The sequence below is a fragment of the Candidatus Symbiopectobacterium sp. NZEC151 genome, assembly GCF_025962655.1.
GTDB lineage: Bacteria > Pseudomonadota > Gammaproteobacteria > Enterobacterales > Enterobacteriaceae > Symbiopectobacterium.
In genome coordinates this window covers 1,310,166-1,331,783 of sequence record NZ_JAGFPE010000001.1, presented here as the reverse complement: position 1 = coordinate 1,331,783, position 21,618 = coordinate 1,310,166, and the positions used below count along the sequence as shown (strand labels likewise).

Here is a 21,618-nt window from a genome sequence, read left to right as displayed (position 1 = left end):
GCCCTAATAACATATGTTACATAATGCAGAGAGAACAACTCTTTTGCAGTTTCACGCGGTGAGAGAATTTCCTCAAGGTGAATATATTTGGTATAACAGCAATGTGGCTACTGCCATTTATGGATAAATTATTAAGCAAGATGCCTTTTTCATTTTTTTTAAAATCAGATTTGATTGCAATCCAGGGATATAACTTAGTACGCTAATAATAAGGAGATGTTATGGAATTGCCGTTAGGTTCTGATTTGGCCAGATTGGTTCGCGTGTGGCGATCATTAATTGATTTTCGCCTGAAACCGCTGGAATTAACCCAAACCCATTGGGTCACGCTGCATAATATATACCAACTGCCTCCGGGGCAGTCGCAGATTCAATTGGCAAAAGCCATTGGTATCGAGCAGCCATCGCTGGTAAGAACCTTGGATCAGTTAGAAGAAAAGGGCTTGATTACACGAAGTATTTGTGCACACGATCGGCGTGCAAAACGCATCGCGTTGACCGATGCGGCAGAGCCGATCATCCAGGCGGTGGATGATGTGATAAGCCAAACGCGTGGTGAGATATTGCTGGGTATTTCGGTACAGGAAGTCAGTGCACTGACAGGGCTTATTGCCCGCCTGGAAAAAAATATACTCGCCTTACATGAGAGCCATGAAAGCCATCATTGATGCGTCATCAGACAGAATAATGCTTGGGTAGAATAAATGTCCATCAAGCCGAATTGAATAACGCTCTGCATTCAAACATGGCATCATGCTGCGATCCTTTACCTGCGCGATATTTCTGGTGAATTATTGATGTTGTGTGAATGTTTTTTTCTGAAAAAAGCTGATGAGGTTTCAACCTAAGCGGGTGATATACCTTTTGACATGTTTTTTAGACGATGTGCTATTTTTCGTCAAAAATGTGTTGTACCCGACGTGTTTTTTGCCAATGCAATTATTTTTTCAGCATGTCTGTGCGATTGATGCTGCATTACGATCGAATGAACTTTTCGTGCGAAGTAACATTATTGACCAAAGTAATAATGTAGGTTATCACCACCGGGTCGGTGGTGATAACAGAAAATGGGGGGTGTTTATCGTGGTGCTACTGTCACGCTTTGGCCATTGCTGGACATGGCAACACGTTGGCCCACGCTGAAACGGGTATCACCCTGGCGCTGCACAACCATGATGGTGGTACCATCATCACGACGAACTTCCAACTCAACGCCCTGAACGCGGTTCATCGCACCTTGTGCACTTTGACCCGCTACGCCACCCGCCACCGCGCCTGCTGCGGTTGCCAGTGAACGACCCGTGCCACCACCGATGGTATTACCCAAGAACCCACCCAGTACTGCGCCACCAATAGCGCCCATGGTGCCATTCTCATCGCCAGCCTGAATCTGAACAGGTCGTAATGAAACGATGGTGCCATAAGTTACCGTACGAACCTGTTTGGCTTCAGAGGCGCGATAAACGTCACCGGAAAGCGAACTGGTGTTGGCACAGCCCGCCAGTGTCATACCGGCTAAAGTAATCACAAGTAAACGCTTCATCATATATAAGACTCCTGTAATCGCAGTGTGTCAGCTTTCCGTTACTGAAGGCCAACGTGGTAATGCTTATCAAACGGTTACTGCGAAACGCCAAATGGCCGTTGCGCACAACTCACCCTGATATAATAGGATTATATTGATAATGAAAAATGGCTAAAGTTCCTTGCTGCCACTATTCTCTCTCATCCTATTGGCGCATATGTTCATTTTATAGCAAAAAATGGCCTTTTTTTCCTCAAAATAAACGCGCATTCAAAGAATGGGACGTCGAATCCACCCTACAATGAAGAATAGCTGAGCCGTTTGCCTGCTCGCCATGTTATTTTGTAAACAAGTGCAGCGTGGTTTATGGGGATTTTGTGTGCGTGTACAGTGCGGGATGGGAAATACACCGGTATGAAATCAGGCAGATACATCGGAGTGATGTCGGGCACCAGTCTGGACGGTGTCGATGTGGTTCTCGCGGCGATTGATGACCACACGGTCGCGCAGCAGGCAAGCTATTGTCATCCAATGCCGTTGGCATTGAAGCAAGCGATTCTGGACGTCTGCCAGGGGCAGGCGGTAACGCTGTCTACGCTCGGTCAACTGGATACGCGTCTCGGCAAACTGTTTGCCGAGGCGGTGCTGATGCTGTTGAAACAGACTGAACTTAATGCCAGCGATATCATGGCGATTGGCTGTCATGGACAAACGGTGTGGCATGAGCCGGTCGGTGGCGCACCCTGTACGTTGCAAATCGGCGATAACAACCAGATTGCAGCATTGACCGGTATCACTACGGTGGGCGATTTTCGCCGACGTGACATCGCGCTCGGTGGGCAAGGTGCGCCGCTGGTGCCAGGGTTTCACTATGCGTTGCTGATGCACCCTGATGAACGCCGCGTAGTGCTCAATATCGGGGGGATTGCCAACATCTCCCTGCTGGCACCTGACTGCCCGGTACGTGGCTATGATACCGGGCCAGGGAACATGTTGCTCGATGCCTGGATCTGGCGTCGTCAGGGGCAACCCTATGATAAAGACGCGCAGTGGGCGGCGACCGGGCACGTGAATGTCTCCTTATTGCGCCGTATGCTGGCCGATCCCTATTTCGCGTTACCCGCGCCGAAAAGTACCGGGCGCGAATACTTCAATCTGGGCTGGTTGGAAAAACAGCTTGCCGGATGTGGCACGCTTGCTCCTCAGGATGTTCAGGCCACGCTGGCGGAGCTGACTGCGGTCAGCATTGCCGATCAGGTGCTGTTAACAGGCGGCTGTGAGCGTGTGCTGGTGTGCGGCGGCGGGGCGCGCAATCCCCTGCTGATGGCGCGTCTGTCTGCGCTGTTGCCCGGCATTGAGGTCAACACCACCGATGAGTTCGGCGTGAACGGCGATGATATGGAAGCGCTGGCTTTTGCCTGGCTTGCGGCGCGCACGCTGTCTGGCTTGCCCGGTAACCTGCCGTCAGTGACCGGTGCCAGCAAAGCGAGCGTATTGGGGGCCATTTTTCCCGTTCTGAACGACTAATCAGATTTTGCTGAGAGGTTGTTGTAAAACCCGTTGTTACACTGTTGTTATCTGTGACTCGACAGGCTGTTTCGTGGTCATGTGGCGATAACCTTTAGACAGGTAACAACGGGAAAATAACAATGAAAATCATGCTATCGGGCCGCGCAGCTGTGCTGTTAGGGCTTATGATACTGTCCGGCTGTAGCGGTTTTAACCGGCCAGCACCGGTAAAAACGCTGCATTATCAGTGTGGCACCCTGCCACTCACCGTGACGCTGAAACAGGATGTCCAGCCAGAGGAAGTGCATTTCTTGCTGGATGGCGAGCGCCTGCAACTTCCGCAGGTGATTTCTGCTTCGGGCACCAAATACAGCAATAACCGCTATACCTTCTGGAGCAAAGGGGATCGCGCCTTTATCGAGCGCAATGGGCACATCATTGCGGACGACTGCCTGCTACAGAATGAGCCTTAACGCGACGCGTTACATTGAGATTTTCCCGCTGTGGGCGCAGAATGGAACGATGATTTTCGTCCCGATACACCACAGCAGGATGTTATGACACAGGACAACACTTCACCTCCCTCCGCCGCATTTCCCACCGAAGATGAAATTGCGGACGTCAGACGCGAATATACCCGCGGCGGTTTGCGCCGCAATGAATTGACCGCCAACCCTCTCGATCTGTTCGACAAGTGGCTCAAACAGGCGTGCGATGCGCGCCTGTCCGATCCGACTGCGATGTGCGTTGCCACCGTCGATGAGCAGGGGCAGCCCTACCAGCGCATCGTGTTGCTTAAACACGTCGATGAGCAAGGCATGGTGTTTTACACCAATCTGGGCAGTCGCAAGGCACAGCATCTGGCACTGAATGCGCGTATCAGCTTACTGTTTCCCTGGCACAGCCTGGATCGCCAGGTGATTGTAACGGGGCATGCCGAGCGTTTATCCACTATCGAGGTGCTGAAATATTTCCACAGTCGGCCGAAAGAGAGCCAGATTGGTGCCTGGGTTTCACAACAATCGAGCCGAATTTCAGCCCGTGGCGTGCTGGAAAGTAAATTTTTAGAATTAAAGCAAAAATTCATGAAGGGCGAAGTGCCGTTACCGAGTTTTTGGGGCGGATACCGCGTGGTCATCGACACTGTCGAATTTTGGCAGGGCGGGGCACATCGCCTGCATGACCGCTTTATCTATCAGCGCGATGGCGATAACTGGCAAATCGATCGTTTGGCACCTTAAGTGCGGTGAATTGCAGCAAATATCCCCTTTAAATGCTGGCGCTCCCATCGGGAGCGCTTTATTCTAAGACGTTTCTCAATTTCCCTTGGAATACTGTTTTTCAAACATTGTTTATTTTACGAAAATGGAGCTATTGATGGCGAGTGGTAACCTGATTCAACAATTGCAAGAGCGGGGCCTGGTTGCCCAGGTAACGGACGAAAACGCGTTAGCAGAGCAGCTGGCGCAAGGGCCAATTGCACTGTATTGCGGTTTCGATCCGACCGCTGACAGCTTGCACTTGGGGCATCTGGTGCCGCTGCTATGCCTGCGTCGCTTCCAGCTTGCGGGGCACAAACCCGTCGCGTTGGTCGGTGGTGCTACCGGCCTTATCGGTGACCCGAGCTTTAAAGCCACAGAGCGTAAACTCAATACCGGCGAAACCGTGGGCGAGTGGGTTGAAAAGATCCGCGATCAGGTATCGCCGTTCCTGGATTTTAACTGCGGAGATAATAGCGCTGTCATGGCGAACAACTATGACTGGTTTGGCGGCATGAACGTGCTGACCTTCCTGCGCGATATCGGTAAGCACTTCTCCGTTAACCAGATGATTAACCGTGAAGCGGTCAAACAGCGTTTGAACCGTGATGATGTGGGCATCTCTTTTACCGAGTTCTCCTACAACCTGTTGCAAGGCTATGATTTCGCGGCGTTGAATGAAAAACATGGCGTTGCGTTACAGATCGGCGGCTCCGACCAATGGGGCAATATTACCTCCGGGATCGATCTGACCCGCCGTTTGCACCAGAAGACGGTGTTTGGCCTGACCGTTCCGCTGATCACCAAATCAGACGGCACCAAATTTGGTAAAACCGAAGGCGGCGCAGTCTGGTTGGATGCCAAGAAAACCAGTCCGTACAAATTTTACCAGTTCTGGATCAATACCGCTGATGCGGATGTGTATCGCTTCCTGAAGTTCTTTACCTTCCTCAGCATCGAAGAGATTACTGCGCTGGAAGAAGAGGACAAAAACAGCGGCAAGGCGCCGCGCGCCCAGTATGTGCTGGCAGAAGACGTCACGCGTATGGTTCACGGTGAAGAAGGCCTGCAAGCGGCGCAGCGCATCACTCAGAGCCTGTTCTCTGGCGCCCTGAATGATCTGACCGAAAATGACTTTGCCCAGTTGGCGCAGGATGGCATGCCGGTTATCGAACTGGGCCGAGACGCTGACTTGCAGCAGGCCTTGGTGTCGGCTGAACTGGTCCCTTCCCGAGGTCAGGCGCGTACCATGATCGCCTCAAATGCGGTGACCATCAACGGCGAAAAACAGGCTAACCCTGAATATGTTTTCGCGGATAGCGATCGTCTGTTTGACCGTTACACGCTGCTACGCCGCGGTAAAAAACACTACTGCCTGATCTGCTGGGCAGCATAAGAAAACAGCATGTACAAGGGAGCGAAGGCTCCCTTTATTCTTGGTAATACTCTCAAGTCAGTGATATGCAAGGTCAGGTTGTCGGTAAATGAAAAACATTCTTTCTATTCAGTCCCATGTGGTTTTTGGACATGCAGGGAACAGCGCCGCAGAGTTTCCGATGCGGCGTATGGGCGCAAACGTTTGGCCGCTCAATACGGTGCAATTTTCCAATCACACGCAGTATGGTCAGTGGACCGGCAGTGTGATGGACGCCAGCCATTTGACCGACATTGCGCAGGGGATTGCCAATATCGACAAACTGGCACGCTGTGATGCGGTGCTGAGTGGCTATATCGGCTCCCCCGAGCAGGGTGCGAGTATTCTGGATATCGTCCGTCAGGTTAAAGCGGCAAATCCGCAGGCGATCTATTTTTGCGATCCGGTGATGGGCACACCCGAAAAAGGCTGTTTTGTGGCACCCGGTGTTTCGGGTTTCCACTGCAACCAGTCACTGCTGGCTGCCGATGTGATTGCGCCGAACCTGCCAGAGCTGGAATTGTTGGCTGGCGTGACGGTGCACACTGTGGATGAAGCCGTTACCGCAGCGCGTCAGCTCTGTGAACGTGGGCCGAAGATTGTGTTGGTCAAACACCTCAGCCGCGCAGCACGCCGCGCCGACAGTTTTGAAATGTTGCTGGTCACGCCTACTGACGCCTGGCATATCAGCCGTCCGCTGGTGGAGTTTGAACGTCAGCCTGTTGGCGTGGGGGATTTAACCAGCGGCCTGTTACTGGTGAACCTGCTCAAAGGCGTCGCGTTAGATAAGGCGCTCGAGCACACCACGGCGGCGGTGTATGAAGTGATGCTGGTGACCAAAGAGATGGATGAGTACGAACTGCAATTGGTGGCGGCACAGGATGGCATTGCCAACCCACGTCATCATTTTCAGGCGGAACGCCTCGGTTAATGGCGCGTTAGGCGGCACCCTTGGGTGCCGCACTCTCTCTTACCCTTTCAATCGTTCAACTTTCAATGCCGTCAATACCGCCGGGCGTTCTGCAATATGGTCGAGATAAGCGGCCAGCGCCGGATAGCGGAACATATCGAGCTTTAACGACTGTGCCCAGCGCATCACGGTAAACAGATAGGCATCCGCGACGGAAAAACGGTTTCCCACCAGATAGTTTTGTTCACTGAGCACGATGTTGATATAACGGAAGCGAACCTGAAGGTATTCCTGTAGCAGTTCCTTATAGGTTTCCGGTGTGCCAGGGCGAAAAATGGGCGTAAACGTTTTGTGCAGTTCGGCGGAAATATAGTTGAGCCACTCTACGCAGTGATAACGCGCCATGGTGCCTATCGGCGCAATCAGGTTGGATTCGGGCACTTTATCAGCAATATACTGCGCAATGGCGACGCCTTCCGTGAGCACCGTACCGTCATCCAGTTGAAGCACTGGCACCATCCCTTTCGGGTTGATGGCCATAAAATCCTTACCGCCGGCCGTTTTTTTCTTTTTGATATCGACACTTTCTAACGTGAAATCTTGACCGGCCTCGCGTAAAACAATGTGGGGAAAAAGCGAACAACTTCCTGCTGTATAATACAACTTCATGAACAGCTCCTTCTTATCATTAGATTAGGACATGGAGAGCGGAAGACCCTTTCCACAAAATAATGCGCCAGACCGTGGTGTGTTTCAAACGCCCCAACCACTCTCTATCGTGCCCTAAATCCATTCAACAAGGTGTGCGATCACTCGCAATTAGATTGTGATATATAAAATTCATATTCCTGACAATAACTAAACGATGTTTTTACACGTTTGTACCGGTTTTCGGCCAGATATTTCAGAAATGCCCGATTTGTAACGGTAACGGCATTAATAGCCGAATGACGACCTTGTTATTAAAACGTTATTTTTTGTTTGTGTTATCTTTAAATAAGACCGCATGAAGCAGCGGGATATTTCTCTCCCTGTGACATGGCGGCGCGATAATATCGATAACCTGTCAAGCCATTGGGAGGCAGCATGTCACAGGCGCTACACCATGCATATCTGGATAGGCTCACTGTTCGGCAACAGACTTATCACTACTACAGCCTGTCTCAGGCAGAAAAATCGTTAGGTTCATTAAAAAAATTACCGAAGTCTCTGGCCGTACTGCTGGAAAACCTGTTGCGCCATCTTGATGGTGAGACGGTGCAACAGGCGGACCTCGAAGCGGTATCCGCCTGGTTAGAACACGGCCATTCCGATCGTGAAATTGCTTACCGCCCTGCACGCGTGTTGATGCAGGATTTTACCGGCGTACCGGCCGTAGTGGATTTGGCGGCGATGCGCAATGCGGTGCACCGTTTGGGGGGCGAGGTCAACAGGGTGAATCCACTGTCACCGGTCGATCTGGTGATAGATCACTCGGTGACGGTCGATCACTTTGGCAATCAGCAGGCGCTGGTAGAAAACACGCGGCTGGAGATGACGCGTAACCATGAGCGTTACCAGTTTTTACGCTGGGGGCAAAAAGCGTTTCGCCATTTCCGCGTGGTGCCGCCCGGTACCGGTATTTGCCATCAGGTCAATCTGGAGTATCTGGCTAACGTGGTGTGGAGTGAAACCGAGGCGGGCAAAACCATTGCCTATCCCGACACGCTGGTCGGCACCGATTCACACACCACCATGATCAATGGTCTGGGCGTGTTAGGGTGGGGCGTTGGCGGTATCGAAGCCGAGGCTGCCATGTTGGGACAGCCAGTGTCGATGCTGTTGCCGGATGTGGTGGGGTTCAAACTCAGCGGGAAACTGGGCGAGGGGATCACGGCAACCGATCTGGTGCTTACCGTTACGCAAATGCTGCGTAAGCACGGCGTTGTCGGGAAATTTGTTGAATTCTACGGCGATGGACTGGACAACCTGGCGCTGGCTGACCGGGCAACCATTGCCAATATGGCCCCCGAATACGGTGCCACCTGCGGCTTTTTTCCTATCGACGATGTCACGCTGGCGTACTTGCGCTTAACCAACCGTAGCGACGAGCAGATAGCGCTGGTAGAAGCTTACAGTAAAGCGCAGGGACTGTGGCGGCATCCTGGGGATGAACCCCGTTTTACCAGCCAACTGGCGTTGGATATGGGGACGGTGGAAACCAGCCTGGCGGGGCCAAAACGCCCGCAGGATCGCGTCGCGTTGGCACAGGTCCCCGATGCGTTTACCGCCAGCCGTGAACTGGAGCTCAGCAGCGGCAATGCCCATGCTGAAGCGATTGACGTGACATTGGCGGATGAAACTTTCTCGTTACGTCAGGGAGCGGTGGTGATTGCGGCGATCACCTCGTGCACCAATACGTCCAACCCCAGCGTGTTGATGGCGGCGGGCCTGTTGGCAAAACACGCGGTAGAGCGCGGTCTGCGGCGTAAACCGTGGGTGAAGACGTCGCTGGCGCCCGGCTCCAAAGTGGTACCGGATTACTTCGCTAAAGCGGGATTAACCCCTTATCTTGATGCGCTGGGTTTTCAACTGGTGGGGTATGGATGTACTACCTGTATCGGTAACTCAGGGCCTTTGCCGGAGCCGATAGAACAGGCGATTAAAGCCGCCGATTTGACGGTGGGTGCCGTGCTCTCGGGCAACCGCAACTTTGAAGGACGCATCCATCCGCTGGTGAAAACCAACTGGCTGGCATCGCCGCCGCTGGTGGTGGCCTATGCATTAGCGGGCAACATGACGCTGGATTTGACCCGCGATCCGCTGGGCGTCGGACACAATGGTGAACCGGTGTTTTTGAAAGATATCTGGCCTTCCGCGAAGGAAGTGGCCGACGCGGTGCAGCATGTCAGCGTTGACCTGTTTCATAAAGAGTACGCCGCTGTATTTGAAGGCACCCCCGAGTGGCAGGCGATAGCCGTGGGGGATAACCCTACCTACGAATGGCCACAGGATTCCACCTATATCCGCGAGACCCCATTTTTCACTACTATGGGCAAAGCGCCCGATCCGATACAGGATATTCACGGGGCGCGAATCCTTGCTCTGTTGGGGGATTCAGTGACTACCGACCATATCTCTCCTGCGGGCAGCATCAAAAAAGAGAGCCCGGCGGGCCGTTACCTGCTCGATCGCGGCGTGACTGTAGACGATTTTAACTCCTACGGCTCCCGACGAGGCAACCATGAGGTGATGATGCGCGGCACGTTCGCCAATGTGCGCATCCGCAATGAGATGGCCCCGGGAACCGAAGGGGGCTTTACGCGCCATATTCCGTCACAAAACGTGATGGCCATTTACGATGCGGCAATGCGCTATCAGGATGAACAGGTGCCGTTGGCGTTGATTGCCGGAAAAGAGTACGGTTCGGGCTCCAGCCGCGACTGGGCGGCAAAGGGGCCGCGCTTGCTGGGGGTCAGAGTGGTGATTGCGGAGTCGTTTGAGCGTATTCACCGCTCCAACCTGATCGGCATGGGAATTTTGCCGCTGGAGTTTGCCCCTGGGGTGACGCGTAAAACCTTAGGGCTAACGGGGGAAGAGCGTATTTCGATTACCGACCTGCAAGGGTTGACGCCGGGTGCGACGGTAGACGTCACCCTCACGGACAGCCAGGGACACGCGCAGGTGATTGCGACTCGATGCCGTATCGATACCCGTAATGAGCTGACCTACTATCAGCACGGCGGCATTTTGCATTACGTCATTCGCAAGATGTTGTGATGGTCAGAGGTAAAAATATCGGGGCCGGAAGGCCCCGATAGCAGCGTCAATGTATGGTTGATAGCGGTACGTCGCTATACACCAGCATTAACGCGGCGGGAGATCCAGCATATGGCCCATTTTGGCGGCTTTGGTTGCCAGATAGCGCTCATTTTTGGGGTTGCGTCCCACCACCAACGGCACACGTTCAACAATGTTGATACCTGCATCATTGAGGATTTTTACTTTTTGCGGGTTGTTGGTCAGCAAACGCACTTCATTCACGCCCAACAGCTTGAACATATCCGCACACAGCGTGAAATCGCGCTCATCAGCCGCAAAGCCGAGTTGATGATTCGCTTCGACGGTATCGGCCCCCAGGTCCTGTAACGCATAGGCGCGAATCTTGTTTAACAAGCCGATATTACGCCCTTCTTGTCGGTGATAGAGCAGCACACCACGCCCCTCTTCAGCAATATGGCCCAGAGCCGCTTCAAGTTGGAAACCGCAATCGCAGCGCAAGCTGAACAATGCATCACCGGTTAAACATTCGGAATGGACACGTGCCAAAACAGGCGCTGGACCGGAGATATCACCGAAAATCAGCGCGAGGTGATCGTGTCCTGTGGCTAACTCTTCGAATCCTACCATGAGGAAATCGCCCCAGGGGGTGGGTAATTTTGCTTCGGCCACCCGTTTAAGCTGCATTTTACATCTCCAACACAAAAAGATTGGGCATATCCTACTGCCGGATAACGCAATTAACCAGTAAAAACGCCGTTGTTAAACAAAACCAAAAGCAAACTGCGCAGGCTTATCCGATTGCCTCCGCACCATGCCTGTACAGCAGCACAGATACTGACATAACGATGGAGTAGTTTACGTTCCATTGACGAAGGGGCTGAGATTTCATGATAAATTTATGAAAAATTTGTGAATTGCACCCCGTCTTCAGTCGTGTGTTTCTGCGGTTACTGATGACGGGAAGATACAGGGGAAGCTATGTACGACATCGCCAAACGCACCGCCCTCGGTGCGGGTATTCTGTTGTTATTGCCGATTGCCGTAGGGCTGAGCGGCTGGCAATGGCAGCCCGAAACACAGGGGGTGTGGCTACACGGACTGTTCTGGGTTACGGAAACGGTGACGCGTCCTTGGGGGATAGTGACCAGCGCGCTGTTGGCGCTCTGGTTTCTGTGGTGCTTACGCTTTCGTTTCAAACCGGCCTTGGGCGTGCTGGCGATCATGGCGTTGACGGTGCTGGTCGGCCAGGGCATGAAATCGTTGATTAAAGAGCGGCTTCAGGAGCCGCGCCCCTTTGTGGTCTGGTTGGAAAAGGCCTATCAGGTCGACGAACGCTATTTCTATTCGTTGCCCCGTCCTGAACGCGCGCGTCTGGTGGCTGAACAGTTGAATGCACAGACGCAGATACCTGAATGGCTGCGCGCCCATTGGCAATTTGAAACGGGCTTTGCCTTCCCGTCCGGGCATACCCTGTTTGCGGCAACCTGGGCGTTGCTGGCGGTTGGGTTGCTGTGGGCGCGGCGACACTATAAAACCGTGGTGGTGTTGATGGTGTGGGCGTCGGGAGTGATGGGCAGTCGTTTGGTCTTGGGCATGCACTGGCCGCAGGATTTGATCGCGGCGACTCTGATGAGTTGGGTATTGGTGGTGCTGGCTTGTACGCTGGCGCAGCGCTGGTGCGGTCCATTAACGCGCTCACCTCAGGAAACGCAAAGTGAAGATGACCCCCAAAAGGGGAACAAGGGACCTATCCCGTAATGCGTTTTTCACTGTATTGCAGTGCGAGCAACGCCGACGTCAGGGTCACGTCGGTATGATCTCTGGCATTGTTGGTCCGGCTGTGAACCTCTCCGGGGTGCCATGCAGATGGACAATCGGTCACGATCACACATCGTGGCGGATGCCGTTGAACCGCTTGATACGTAACGTCCTCTGCGTGACCAATACACACCAGCGCAAACGCAAACGGGTCCCTGTGGTGCTGGTCCCTACAAGGTGCGTGAACGCGGGGGTGCGGGCAAGGTTAAATCAAGTGATGGCCAATGATGGAACTACATTACAAGACGCGCTAGAGAGTTTACATCTGAGGCTGAAAGTCACACTGGCGTCGCAACACCCCATCGTCAAAGGCAAAACGGTGCAATTGCCTTACGGCCCGAGCGAAATTTTTACCTTGGAAAAGTGGGGCGCGGAGTACCGAATGGTCAATGCGATCGAAGGCGTAGCCTCACACACTGAAGGTTATTATGTTTTCATTATCCCTGTCGACGCGCCGTATAAGATCCAGTGTGCCGCGCTGGCCTGCCCGGAAGAACCGATAAGCAGGATCCCCCTCAAGGGGCACTCTTCGTTTGTGAATGTCACCAAGGTGCATTTCGCCGGGGTGCTAAAATTCGTTCAACAGCGGCTGGCTTTTTGGAGTAATGCCAGCGGCCATTTTATGCCTCCGGCTGAAGCCCGCTATGCGCTCTTGCCCTATATAAAATTGCTTTTGCCTGAATCGCGTTTTGTCGATCATCGCTTTTTGTTATCAGGTTGCGCAAAAACAGGCGGCGCTGCCGCTGTTGCCTGATGCTACCTCAGTTAGCCGTGCCCTTTATCGGGCTATAATGGATAATTCTATGGGGTTTAGCGCCAACATTTGGCATAATCATCAGGTTAAGGCGATATCACAGGAACAAGAACGTGAAATACTTGCTGATCTTCTTATTGGTACTGGCGATATTCATCATTTCCATTACGTTGGGGGCGCATAACGAGCAGGTTGTCACCTTCAACTATCTGCTGGCGCAGGGCGAATATCGCGTTTCCACGCTACTTGCGACGCTGTTCGCGGTAGGTTTTGTGCTGGGGTGGGTGATCTGCGGTTTATTCTACCTGCGTTTGCGCATCACGCTGGGCCGTGCGCAGCGTAAAATCAAACGTCTGGAACAGCAACAGTCTGTGACAGAGAGCGAAACGCCGCCCTCTGCGCCCTCTGCTTCCCACTAAGGATCCTCCTCTATGTTAGAACTGCTGTTTCTGTTATTGCCGGTGGCCGCCGCATACGGGTGGTACATGGGCCGCAGAAGCGCGCAGCAAGACAAGGATCAGGAAGCCAACCGCTTGTCGCGAGAGTATGTGACGGGCGTAAACTTTTTGCTTTCCAATCAGCAGGATAAAGCAGTTGAGCTGTTCCTTGACATGCTCAAGGACGAGAGTAACACCTTCGAGGCACACCTGACGCTCGGTAACCTGTTCCGCTCTCGCGGCGAGGTCGATCGCGCGATTCGTATTCATCAGGCATTAACGGAAAGCGCATCGCTGTCGTTCGAACAGCGCCTGTTGGCGGTGCAGCAACTGGGGCGTGATTATATGGCGGCCGGGCTGTATGACCGCGCTGAAGAGATCTTCGCCCAACTGGTGGATGAAGAGGATTTTCGTCGCAGCGCGCTTCAACAACTGTTGCAGATCTATCAGGCCACCAGTGACTGGCAGAAGGCTATCGATATTGCGGAAAAACTGGTCAAGCTTGGTCAGCCGCAGTTGAATACGGAAATCGCCCATTTCTACTGTGAACTGGCGCTGCAAGCGATGAGCAGTGACGATCTGGATAAAGCCCTGACGCTACTGAAAAAGGGCGCAGCAACCGATAAAGCGTGCGCGCGTGCGTCGATCATGATGGGGCGCATCCATATCGCTCAGGAGCGTTATGCGCCTGCGGTAGAAGTGCTCCAGCAGGTGCTTGAGCAAGATAAAGCCTTTGTCAGCGAAACCTTGCCGATGCTGGAGACCTGTTACCAGCACTTGCCTGCGTCGGAGGCATGGGAAGATTTTCTCAAACGCTGTGTCGAAGAGAGCACCGGCGCTAGCGCCGATCTGATGCTGGCGGATATCCTTGAGCGCAAAGAAGGGGCTGAAGTGGCGCAGGTCTACATCAACCGCCAGTTACAGCGCCACCCGACAATGCGGGTTTTCCATCGTCTGATGGATTTCCACTTAAGTGAAGCGGAAGATGGTCGGGCCAAAGAGAGCCTGCTGGTGCTGCGCGATATGGTGGGAGAACAGATACGCACCAAACCGCGCTACAGCTGCCAGAAGTGTGGCTTTACCTCGCAATCCCTCTACTGGCACTGTCCGTCATGCCGCGCCTGGGCCAGCATCAAACCAATCCGTGGTCTGGATGGACAATAGCCTGAGGCGTAAGGTACGTCTTATGCCGTTGTCTGGTTTATAAAAACGCCAATTTAGTTACAACATACTTATGTTTGACAGCAAATCCGCGGTGAACACCGCGCGAAATGCAGCGCAGTCCAGCAGGGCCGCTGGGCTTTCGGGGGCGAGAAGGGTAGAATGCGGCGAAAAATTTTCATACGCGGACCAATCTCACTCCACGGATTTAATCGCCAAGCAAAACTGAGGGCCACATGAGCGAACACATCACCCCACCGCATGCCGTTACGTCGCCGATCGTTGTCGCGTTGGACTATGCTGACCAGAATCTCGCGTTGGCGTTCGTCGATCGCATCAGTCCGCAGGATTGTCGGCTGAAAGTGGGCAAAGAGATGTTTACCCTATTCGGTCCGCAATTTGTTAACGCGTTACAGCAGCGCGGTTTTGACGTTTTTTTGGACCTCAAATTTCACGACATTCCTAACACGGCTGCGCATGCAGTGGCAGCAGCGGCAGAGTTAGGGGTGTGGATGGTCAACGTCCATGCCAGTGGCGGTCGGCGTATGATGGAAGCGGCGAAAGCCGCATTGCAGCCCTTTGGTGCCGATGCGCCGTTGCTGATTGCCGTGACCGTATTGACCAGCATGGAAGCCGACGATCTGCTGGCGTTAGGCATTACCGCGACACCGGCGCAGCAGGCCGAGCGTCTTGCGGTGCTGACGCGTGATTGTGGATTGGATGGTGTGGTGTGTTCGGCGCAGGAAGCACAACGCCTGAAACAGGTATGCGGTAACGCGTTTACGTTGGTCACGCCGGGGATCCGTCCGGCGGGCAGCGCCAGTGGCGATCAGCGCCGCATTATGACGCCGGAACAGGCGCAGGCGGCAGGGGTTGATTACATGGTGATTGGGCGTCCGATCACCCAATCTGCCGATCCGGCGCAAACGCTGGCTCAGATTCGGCATTCGTTGTTGGCGGGAGGGCAGGCATGAGTGAGAGCAACAGTCGGTTGGTCTATTCCACCGACGCCGGACGCATCAAGGAAGAACCGACTCCGGTAACGCGTGAGAAAGGCGACGGCGTGGTGCGTATTCAACGGCAAACCAGCGGGCGCAAAGGAAAGGGCGTGTGCATTATCACCGGCCTCGATCTGGATGATGCCGCACTGACCGCGTTGGCCGCAGAGTTGAAAAAGAAATGTGGCTGTGGCGGTGCCGTGAAAGAGGGCGCCATTGAGATTCAGGGCGATAAGCGCGATCTGTTAAAACAGTTGCTGGAAGCGAAGGGATTGAAGGTTAAGCTGGCAGGCGGCTGATAAGAAACGTGACAGCAGGGAGGCCCCTGCTGTCACCGGCGATTAATCGACCTGATGCCCAATAACGCCACCGATAGCAGCGCCGCCCAGCGTGCCCAGCGTGCCGCCACCGGTCAGGATGGCCCCACCGACTGCGCCAGCCCCAGCGCCAATGGCGGTATTACGATCGCGTTTGGACATGTTGGAACAGCCGCTAAGCGTCATGACTAACGCAACGGCGAGGGCAGTAACGACGAAACCTTTTTTCACAATCATGGTGATCTCCTGATGTTTTCGCCCGCGACGGCGGGAAAATATCGCATTACACGATATTTGCACTATTTAATCTGACCTTGTCGGCCATCTCACTCTTTCACTTAGTATAATCGTCGGAAGTGCTCTGGGCAGGTGGAAAAATCCTAATTGCTTCACGCAGGGTTTGCCGTAAATGCTATTGACGTCATTAAGGCAGCGCGGTGATAAATGACTTCCCGGTCATAAAGGCTGATGCGCAGCAGAACCTAGCAGGGTTTATAGCCAGTTAGCCCATGGGTGCCGCCCTCCGACTCCCCGACAATATCCTATCGGATGAAAGGGGGGCGAATGATGTTGGAAGAACTCAAACAGCAGGTGCTGGAGGCGAATCTGGCGCTGCCAGCGCATCACCTGGTGACCTTTACCTGGGGAAATGTCAGTGCAGTCGATCGTCAACAGGGCCTGATGGTGATTAAACCGTCGGGCGTGGCTTATCCCGTGATGACCGCCGAAGATATGGTGGTGGTTGAATTGGCGACCGGGCGCGTGGTTGAAGGTAACAAGAAGCCATCATCGGATTCAGACACACATCGCGTACTCTATCTGGCGTTTGACCAGGTTGGTGGCATCGTGCATACGCACTCGCGCCATGCGACGATTTGGGCGCAGGCGGGTAAAGATTTACCGGCTTTTGGCACCACCCATGCCGATTACTTTTATGGCGCCATCCCTTGCACCCGCCTGATGACAGACGCGGAGATTGACGGCCGCTATGAGTGGGAAACGGGGAATGTGATTGTAGAAACCTTTCACCAACGCCAGCTTTCCCCCTTGGATATCCCCGCCGTGTTGGTCAATGCGCACGGGCCTTTCGCCTGGGGAAAGGACGCCGATACCGCCGTGCACAACGCGGTGGTACTGGAAGAGATCGCCTACATGGGCATCTTTACCCGCCAGTTGACACCGGATGTTGGCCCGATGCAGCAGGAACTGCTGGATAAACACTACCTGCGCAAGCACGGCAAAAACGCCTATTACGGGCAATAAACTTAAATCAACCCACCGCGTGGATAGCTGACGCGGTGGGCTGCTATGCGATCCCACACCGGTCTGATGCGTATTAACGCATCTTCGATTTCACTGACAGGCAGCGTAAACGGGACGCGTAAAAAGCGTTCAAAAGCCCCTTCAATCCCAAAACGTGGCCCTGCGCCAATTCGAATCCCCAAAGTTTCCGCATTGGCTGCCAGCATGGTGGCAACGGGTTGTGGCAGCTCTGCCCACCAGCAGAGACCGCCACTGGGTGTATTCAACTGCCACTCAGGAAACTGGCGCGCGATGGCGGCACCGGTCTCGTCCCGCTGTTGACGCAACCCGGCGCGGCGCGCAGGCAAAATCTGTTCTGCATCCTGCAACAGTTCCGCACAGGCGAGCTGTTCCAATAATGGTGAGCCCAAATCCACGGTATCGCGCATCTGGATCAGCGCGGCGATGGTGCGTGCACTGGCACGAATCCAGCCGAGCCGCAGCCCGCCCCAAAAGCTTTTGCCCGCCGAACCCAGCATGATGACGTGTCCGCTGTCGTCAAAGGCGGCCAGCGGCGGTGGCGGCGGCACGTCGTACCACAGTTCCGACATGGTTTCATCCACCACCATTGGCGTGCGCGTGCGTGCGGCGATCTCCGCCACGGTGCGGCGCGTGGCGCTGTCCATACAGCGACCGGTGGGGTTGTGATAATCGGCGATCAGGTAAGCGAGGCGTGGCGCTGCCTGAGCAATCGTGATGGCAAGGCCGTCGGTATCCCATCCCTGATCGGGCAGTGCCACGGGAATCGGGCGACAGGCCGCGCCTTTTATCGCACCAATTGCATGAGGATAGGTCGGGTGTTCAATAATCACCCGATCGCCGGGACCGGTCAGTAGCCGCAGCAGCAGGGTAAAACCGCTGACCGCCCCGTTCACCACCATGATCTGATCTGCCGTGGTGGGCAGACCGCGCGCGTTGTAACGCTGTGCAATCGCGGTGCGCAGCCGCGGCAGTCCGGCAGCGTCATAGCCGCTCAGTTCGAGATACTCTGGCAACTGAGACAGCGCGCGCGTATAAGCCTGATGGATCTCCGGGCCCGCGGGTAAGGCGGCGCAGGAGAGATCGACCGCAGGCAACGGCAGCCTGGCCGAATTCGGCTCCGTGCGTGCGATGGGCAGCGTCGTGAGGGAGCCGGAGCCCTGTCGGCTGGCAAGATAGCCTTCGCTGCGCAGCTCGGCCAACGCGCCGGTCACCGTGGTGCGGCTGATGTGCAATATTTCCGCCACATCGCGTTCGCCCGGAAGGCGGGTATCCAGCGGCAAACGGCCATCCAGGATCAGCAGCCGCAGGCTATCTGCCAACTGGCGATAGGCCGGAATGCGCGATGCGGGTTGCTGCCAGTTACCGAGCAGACGCTGTAATGAGGCCGAGCCGATTCGCCGTGCAGCCATGGTCAACTCCCAGACGGATTAAAAAGCCACTTTCGATAAACTGGACCTTAAAATAAAGTCCATTTTGCGTCAAGGTAGCACAACTTCCTTGATGACGTCACCCTGTTGGTGACGAAGGGCTTATGGTGGGGTGGAGTACTATGGCGTATCGGCTTGGGTTACTGTATGTGGGATTGGCGCTGTACGGCATGGCAATCGCCATGATGATCCGGGGAAATTTAGGGGTGGACCCGTGGGATGTGTTTCACCTCGGGTTAGCGCAGCATCTGCCCCTGAGTGTGGGCACCATCATTATCCTGATCGGCGCGTTGGTGCTGCTGCTGTGGATCCCGCTGCGCCAGCGACCGGGGTTGGGGACCATCAGTAACGTTGTCGTGATTGGACTGGCAACCAACGTGGGTCTGGATTTACTGCCTGAGTTCGAGCACCTCGGGGCGCGCACAGCGCTGTTGGTGGGGGGTGTCATTACCAACGGGCTCGCCACGGGCATGTATATCGGTGCCGGTTTTGGCCCCGGCCCCCGCGATGGCTTGATGACCGGGATTGTGGCGCGCACCGGATGGCAAATTCGCTATGTGCGTACCGGAATCGAGCTGACGGTGCTGGTGGTGGGATGGATTCTCGGCGGCACGGTGGGCGTGGGTACAGTGGTGTATGCCTTTGCGATTGGCCCGCTGATCCAACTGTTTTTGCCCTATTTTGTCGGGCAGTCACGCGAACGCGCGCTGCAACCGAAGGCCTCATCCTAGTGCCGAAGGCGTAAAAAAATGCCCGTCATTGCTGACGGGCATGGGCAAACAGCACCGTTAATGAGGCGGTTAACGGTGCGGCGTCTCTTCACGCAAGATAACAGCCACTTCTTTTGCCGTCGGCGTCTCGCTTGCCAGAGCACGGCGAATCACGAAAAAGGCAGAAACCAGCATGGTAACCGCTACCAGCATAAAGAACCCGCACAGTGCGGCGTTGATCTGGTTGCTGAACACAATGGTTTCCATATCTTTGAGGGTCTTGGCCGGCGCGATTAGCGTGCCTTGCTCAATGCCCTGCGAGAAGCGTTTAGCCTGAGCCAGAAAACCAATGCTGGCTTTTTCATGGAAAATTTTCTGCCAGCCGGCGGTCATCGAGGTGATAAACAACCAGATGGTTGGCAGTATGGTCACCCAGGCGTAGCGCTGTTTCTTCATTTTGAACAGCACCACGGTGCCAAGAATCAGCGCCATGGACGCCAGCATCTGGTTCCCGATACCAAACAGCGGCCACAAGGTGTTGATCCCGCCGAGCGGATCGATAACGCCCTGATAGACAAAGAAGCCCCAACCAGCGACTGCCACCGTGGTGCCCGCCATGTTACCGAGCCAGGAGTGGCTCTTGCCCATGCCGGGAACGGCGAGGCCAACCAGATCTTGCACCATGAAACGACAGGCACGGGTACCGGCATCGACGGCGGTCAAGATGAACAGCGCTTCAAACAGGATGGCGAAGTGGTACCAGAATGCCATCATGGCCCGACTGTTAAAAATTTCGGTGATGATATGCGCCATACCGACGGCGAAGGTCGGCGCCCCCCCGGCACGTGACAGAATAGAGGCTTCGCCCACGTCTTTGGCAATCTCACTCAGGGCTTCCGGTGTGATCATAAAGCCCCAGCCGTTGATCACCTGAGAGGCTTGCTCCACGGTGGTACCGATCAGCGCAGACGGAGAGTTCATGGCAAAATAGACGCCCGGATCGATCACCGAAGCGCAAATCAGTGCCATGATCGCCACAAACGATTCCATCAGCATCGCGCCATAGCCAATCATGCGAATGTGACTTTCGCGTTCAATCAGCTTCGGCGTGGTACCGCTGGAGACCAACGCGTGGAACCCAGAGATGGCACCGCAGGCGATGGTGATAAACAGGAAGGGGAACAGGCTACCGGAGAATACCGGGCCGCTACCGTCAATAAAGCGTGTCACTGACGGCATTTTCAGTTCCGGCGTTGCGAACACAATGCCCACGGCCAAACCGGCAATCACACCAATTTTCAGGAAGGTGGAAAGATAATCGCGTGGGGCCAGCAGTAGCCACACCGGCAGCACCGAAGCGATAAAGCCGTAGATCACCAGCGCCCAGGTTAGCGTGGTGCCTTGCAAGGTAAAGAAAGGGCCCCAGTAAGGGTGTACAGAGATGTCGCCGCCGTACACGATGGCCATCATCATCAACACAAAACCGATCAGTGAGACTTCAGCAATTTTCCCGGGGCGCAGAAAGCGCATGTAGACGCCCATAAACAGCGCAATCGGAATGGTCGCTGCAATGGTAAACACCCCCCAGGGGCTGTGTGCCAGCGCTTTGACTACCACCAGAGCCAGTGCGGAAAGGATGATTATCATCACCCCCAGTGCACCCAGCATGGTGACCACACCCGCAAAGGTGCCTAACTCTTGCTTTGCCATTTCCCCGAGTGAACGACCATCGCGGCGCGTTGAGATAAACAGCACCAGAAAATCCTGTACCGCACCGGCGAACATCACCCCGACCAAAATCCAGATGGTACCCGGCAAAAAGCCCATCTGCGCGGCGAGAATTGGGCCAACCAACGGGCCTGCCCCGGCGATAGCGGCGAAGTGGTGACCAAACAGCACCCACTTGTTGGTGGGAACATAATCCAACCCGTCATTGTGGCGCTCGGCCGGCGTGACGCGGCGGTCGTCCAGTTCAAACACTTTTTTAGCAATAAACAGACTGTAAAAGCGGTAGGCAATGCTGTAGCAGGATACGGCAGCAATGACCAACCACACGGCATTAACGTGTTCTCCGCGGCTTAAGGCCAGCATAGCGAAGGCGATAGCCCCCGCTAATGCGACCAACAGCCAGATCACTATGCTCTTGACATTATTCATGACAACGGCTCCTTCGTTACCCAACTAATGGGGCGAGAGTTTTGCTGGCTTTATAGGGAGTGACGCCATAGCAAACGGCGTGACCATTAAAAACATAGTGTATTTCAGCGTGATGCGCGGCAGGTGCAGATGAGAAAATGTGAGCAAGAGTGAATTTTTGTAAATTAAATGCAGTT

The 21,618-nt window shown here is 54.5% G+C and carries 21 protein-coding genes; 15 read left to right on the top strand and 6 right to left on the bottom strand.

Annotation, left to right across the window (positions count from 1 at the left end; all coding sequences use genetic code 11):
* Nucleotides 1-221 precede the first annotated feature (221 nt).
* Entirely contained in the window at nucleotides 222-668 is a 447-nt protein-coding gene (gene slyA, locus J5067_RS05840; RefSeq protein WP_264642926.1) for a transcriptional regulator SlyA, read from the top strand.
* A gap of 410 nt (nucleotides 669-1,078) precedes the next feature.
* Here the strand turns inward: slyA and J5067_RS05835 are convergent, their stop codons facing one another.
* Nucleotides 1,079-1,546: a glycine zipper 2TM domain-containing protein gene (locus J5067_RS05835; RefSeq protein WP_264642925.1), complete on the bottom strand. Its 468-nt coding sequence runs from the start codon at nucleotides 1,544-1,546 to the stop codon at nucleotides 1,079-1,081.
* Between the two features lie 393 nt (nucleotides 1,547-1,939).
* Here J5067_RS05835 and anmK point away from each other — a divergent pair, with 393 nt between their 5' ends.
* The 5 genes from anmK to pdxY all read left to right on the top strand — a co-directional run bounded on the left by anmK (nucleotide 1,940) and on the right by pdxY (nucleotide 6,638).
* A complete protein-coding gene (anmK, locus tag J5067_RS05830; RefSeq protein ID WP_264650654.1) occupies nucleotides 1,940-3,052 on the top strand; it encodes an anhydro-N-acetylmuramic acid kinase in 1,113 nt (370 codons plus the stop codon).
* Nucleotides 3,053-3,174: 122 nt separating this feature from the next.
* A complete protein-coding gene (locus J5067_RS05825) occupies nucleotides 3,175-3,507 on the top strand; it encodes an MliC family protein (RefSeq protein ID WP_264628830.1) in 333 nt (110 codons plus the stop codon).
* Between the two features lie 84 nt (nucleotides 3,508-3,591).
* Complete coding sequence (gene pdxH / locus J5067_RS05820) at nucleotides 3,592-4,275, top strand: pyridoxamine 5'-phosphate oxidase (RefSeq protein WP_264642922.1); 684 nt, start codon at nucleotides 3,592-3,594, stop codon at nucleotides 4,273-4,275.
* 136 nt (nucleotides 4,276-4,411) lie between these two features.
* The gene (tyrS, locus tag J5067_RS05815; RefSeq protein ID WP_264650653.1) at nucleotides 4,412-5,689 is read left to right on the top strand and encodes a tyrosine--tRNA ligase; all 1,278 of its coding nucleotides are present in this window, start codon (nucleotides 4,412-4,414) and stop codon (nucleotides 5,687-5,689) included.
* Between the two features lie 88 nt (nucleotides 5,690-5,777).
* Nucleotides 5,778-6,638: a pyridoxal kinase PdxY gene (gene pdxY / locus J5067_RS05810; protein ID WP_264642920.1), complete on the top strand. Its 861-nt coding sequence runs from the start codon at nucleotides 5,778-5,780 to the stop codon at nucleotides 6,636-6,638.
* A gap of 39 nt (nucleotides 6,639-6,677) precedes the next feature.
* Here pdxY and gstA read toward each other — a convergent pair whose 3' ends face one another.
* Nucleotides 6,678-7,286 (bottom strand): glutathione transferase GstA, encoded by a 609-nt coding sequence (gstA, locus tag J5067_RS05805; RefSeq protein ID WP_264642919.1) that lies wholly within the window; start codon nucleotides 7,284-7,286, stop codon nucleotides 6,678-6,680.
* 417 nt (nucleotides 7,287-7,703) lie between these two features.
* Here gstA and acnA point away from each other — a divergent pair, with 417 nt between their 5' ends.
* A complete protein-coding gene (gene acnA / locus J5067_RS05800) occupies nucleotides 7,704-10,376 on the top strand; it encodes an aconitate hydratase AcnA (RefSeq protein WP_264650652.1) in 2,673 nt (890 codons plus the stop codon).
* Nucleotides 10,377-10,463: 87 nt separating this feature from the next.
* Here acnA and ribA read toward each other — a convergent pair whose 3' ends face one another.
* On the bottom strand, nucleotides 10,464-11,063 hold the full coding sequence (gene ribA, locus J5067_RS05795) for a GTP cyclohydrolase II (RefSeq protein WP_264642917.1): 600 nt from the start codon (nucleotides 11,061-11,063) through the stop codon (nucleotides 10,464-10,466).
* 294 nt (nucleotides 11,064-11,357) lie between these two features.
* On the opposite strand from ribA, the gene pgpB reads away from it, so the two are divergent.
* From pgpB to yciH, 6 genes are all read left to right on the top strand, one after another.
* On the top strand, nucleotides 11,358-12,137 hold the full coding sequence (gene pgpB, locus J5067_RS05790; RefSeq protein ID WP_264650651.1) for a phosphatidylglycerophosphatase B: 780 nt from the start codon (nucleotides 11,358-11,360) through the stop codon (nucleotides 12,135-12,137).
* Between the two features lie 274 nt (nucleotides 12,138-12,411).
* Complete coding sequence (locus J5067_RS05785) at nucleotides 12,412-12,951, top strand: hypothetical protein (protein ID WP_264642915.1); 540 nt, start codon at nucleotides 12,412-12,414, stop codon at nucleotides 12,949-12,951.
* A 113-nt stretch (nucleotides 12,952-13,064) separates the two neighbouring features.
* Nucleotides 13,065-13,370 (top strand): LapA family protein, encoded by a 306-nt coding sequence (locus tag J5067_RS05780; protein ID WP_264642914.1) that lies wholly within the window; start codon nucleotides 13,065-13,067, stop codon nucleotides 13,368-13,370.
* A gap of 12 nt (nucleotides 13,371-13,382) precedes the next feature.
* Nucleotides 13,383-14,552, top strand: a complete 1,170-nt coding sequence (gene lapB, locus J5067_RS05775) for a lipopolysaccharide assembly protein LapB (RefSeq protein WP_264642913.1) — start codon at nucleotides 13,383-13,385, stop codon at nucleotides 14,550-14,552.
* A gap of 233 nt (nucleotides 14,553-14,785) precedes the next feature.
* Nucleotides 14,786-15,523, top strand: a complete 738-nt coding sequence (gene pyrF, locus J5067_RS05770; RefSeq protein WP_264650650.1) for an orotidine-5'-phosphate decarboxylase — start codon at nucleotides 14,786-14,788, stop codon at nucleotides 15,521-15,523.
* On the top strand, nucleotides 15,520-15,846 hold the full coding sequence (gene yciH / locus J5067_RS05765) for a stress response translation initiation inhibitor YciH (protein WP_264650649.1): 327 nt from the start codon (nucleotides 15,520-15,522) through the stop codon (nucleotides 15,844-15,846). The genes pyrF and yciH overlap by 4 nt, the downstream gene beginning before the upstream one ends.
* Nucleotides 15,847-15,888: 42 nt before the next feature.
* Here yciH and osmB read toward each other — a convergent pair whose 3' ends face one another.
* Nucleotides 15,889-16,101 carry an osmotically-inducible lipoprotein OsmB gene (gene osmB, locus J5067_RS05760; RefSeq protein ID WP_264642910.1) on the bottom strand — a complete coding sequence of 71 codons (213 nt, stop codon included), beginning with the start codon at nucleotides 16,099-16,101 and terminating at the stop codon, nucleotides 15,889-15,891.
* A 330-nt stretch (nucleotides 16,102-16,431) separates the two neighbouring features.
* On the opposite strand from osmB, the gene araD reads away from it, so the two are divergent.
* Nucleotides 16,432-17,127, top strand: coding sequence for an L-ribulose-5-phosphate 4-epimerase (gene araD, locus J5067_RS05755; protein WP_264643742.1), 696 nt, complete (start codon nucleotides 16,432-16,434; stop codon nucleotides 17,125-17,127).
* Between the two features lie 2 nt (nucleotides 17,128-17,129).
* Here the strand turns inward: araD and J5067_RS05750 are convergent, their stop codons facing one another.
* Nucleotides 17,130-18,557 carry a PLP-dependent aminotransferase family protein gene (locus J5067_RS05750; protein WP_264650648.1) on the bottom strand — a complete coding sequence of 476 codons (1,428 nt, stop codon included), beginning with the start codon at nucleotides 18,555-18,557 and terminating at the stop codon, nucleotides 17,130-17,132.
* A gap of 140 nt (nucleotides 18,558-18,697) precedes the next feature.
* On the opposite strand from J5067_RS05750, the gene J5067_RS05745 reads away from it, so the two are divergent.
* Nucleotides 18,698-19,306 (top strand): YitT family protein, encoded by a 609-nt coding sequence (locus tag J5067_RS05745; protein ID WP_264642908.1) that lies wholly within the window; start codon nucleotides 18,698-18,700, stop codon nucleotides 19,304-19,306.
* Between the two features lie 69 nt (nucleotides 19,307-19,375).
* Here J5067_RS05745 and J5067_RS05740 read toward each other — a convergent pair whose 3' ends face one another.
* A complete protein-coding gene (locus J5067_RS05740; RefSeq protein WP_264642907.1) occupies nucleotides 19,376-21,442 on the bottom strand; it encodes a carbon starvation CstA family protein in 2,067 nt (688 codons plus the stop codon).
* Nucleotides 21,443-21,618 lie beyond the last annotated feature (176 nt).

Bases quoted from the DNA above. Each gene is read 5' to 3' on its own strand.
- pdxH (WP_264642922.1), top strand. From the start codon at position 3,592: ATGACACAGGACAACACTTCACCTCCCTCCGCCGCATTTCCCACCGAA.
- anmK (WP_264650654.1), top strand. From the start codon at position 1,940: ATGAAATCAGGCAGATACATCGGAGTGATGTCGGGCACCAGTCTGGAC.
- osmB (WP_264642910.1), bottom strand. From the start codon at position 16,101: ATGATTGTGAAAAAAGGTTTCGTCGTTACTGCCCTCGCCGTTGCGTTA.
- tyrS (WP_264650653.1), top strand. From the start codon at position 4,412: ATGGCGAGTGGTAACCTGATTCAACAATTGCAAGAGCGGGGCCTGGTT.
- lapB (WP_264642913.1), top strand. From the start codon at position 13,383: ATGTTAGAACTGCTGTTTCTGTTATTGCCGGTGGCCGCCGCATACGGG.
- J5067_RS05740 (WP_264642907.1), bottom strand. From the start codon at position 21,442: ATGAATAATGTCAAGAGCATAGTGATCTGGCTGTTGGTCGCATTAGCG.
- J5067_RS05825 (WP_264628830.1), top strand. From the start codon at position 3,175: ATGAAAATCATGCTATCGGGCCGCGCAGCTGTGCTGTTAGGGCTTATG.
- pyrF (WP_264650650.1), top strand. From the start codon at position 14,786: ATGAGCGAACACATCACCCCACCGCATGCCGTTACGTCGCCGATCGTT.
- slyA (WP_264642926.1), top strand. From the start codon at position 222: ATGGAATTGCCGTTAGGTTCTGATTTGGCCAGATTGGTTCGCGTGTGG.
- araD (WP_264643742.1), top strand. From the start codon at position 16,432: ATGTTGGAAGAACTCAAACAGCAGGTGCTGGAGGCGAATCTGGCGCTG.
- acnA (WP_264650652.1), top strand. From the start codon at position 7,704: ATGTCACAGGCGCTACACCATGCATATCTGGATAGGCTCACTGTTCGG.
- pdxY (WP_264642920.1), top strand. From the start codon at position 5,778: ATGAAAAACATTCTTTCTATTCAGTCCCATGTGGTTTTTGGACATGCA.
- J5067_RS05835 (WP_264642925.1), bottom strand. From the start codon at position 1,546: ATGATGAAGCGTTTACTTGTGATTACTTTAGCCGGTATGACACTGGCG.
- pgpB (WP_264650651.1), top strand. From the start codon at position 11,358: ATGTACGACATCGCCAAACGCACCGCCCTCGGTGCGGGTATTCTGTTG.
- gstA (WP_264642919.1), bottom strand. From the start codon at position 7,286: ATGAAGTTGTATTATACAGCAGGAAGTTGTTCGCTTTTTCCCCACATT.
- ribA (WP_264642917.1), bottom strand. From the start codon at position 11,063: ATGCAGCTTAAACGGGTGGCCGAAGCAAAATTACCCACCCCCTGGGGC.
- J5067_RS05745 (WP_264642908.1), top strand. From the start codon at position 18,698: ATGGCGTATCGGCTTGGGTTACTGTATGTGGGATTGGCGCTGTACGGC.
- yciH (WP_264650649.1), top strand. From the start codon at position 15,520: ATGAGTGAGAGCAACAGTCGGTTGGTCTATTCCACCGACGCCGGACGC.
- J5067_RS05750 (WP_264650648.1), bottom strand. From the start codon at position 18,557: ATGGCTGCACGGCGAATCGGCTCGGCCTCATTACAGCGTCTGCTCGGT.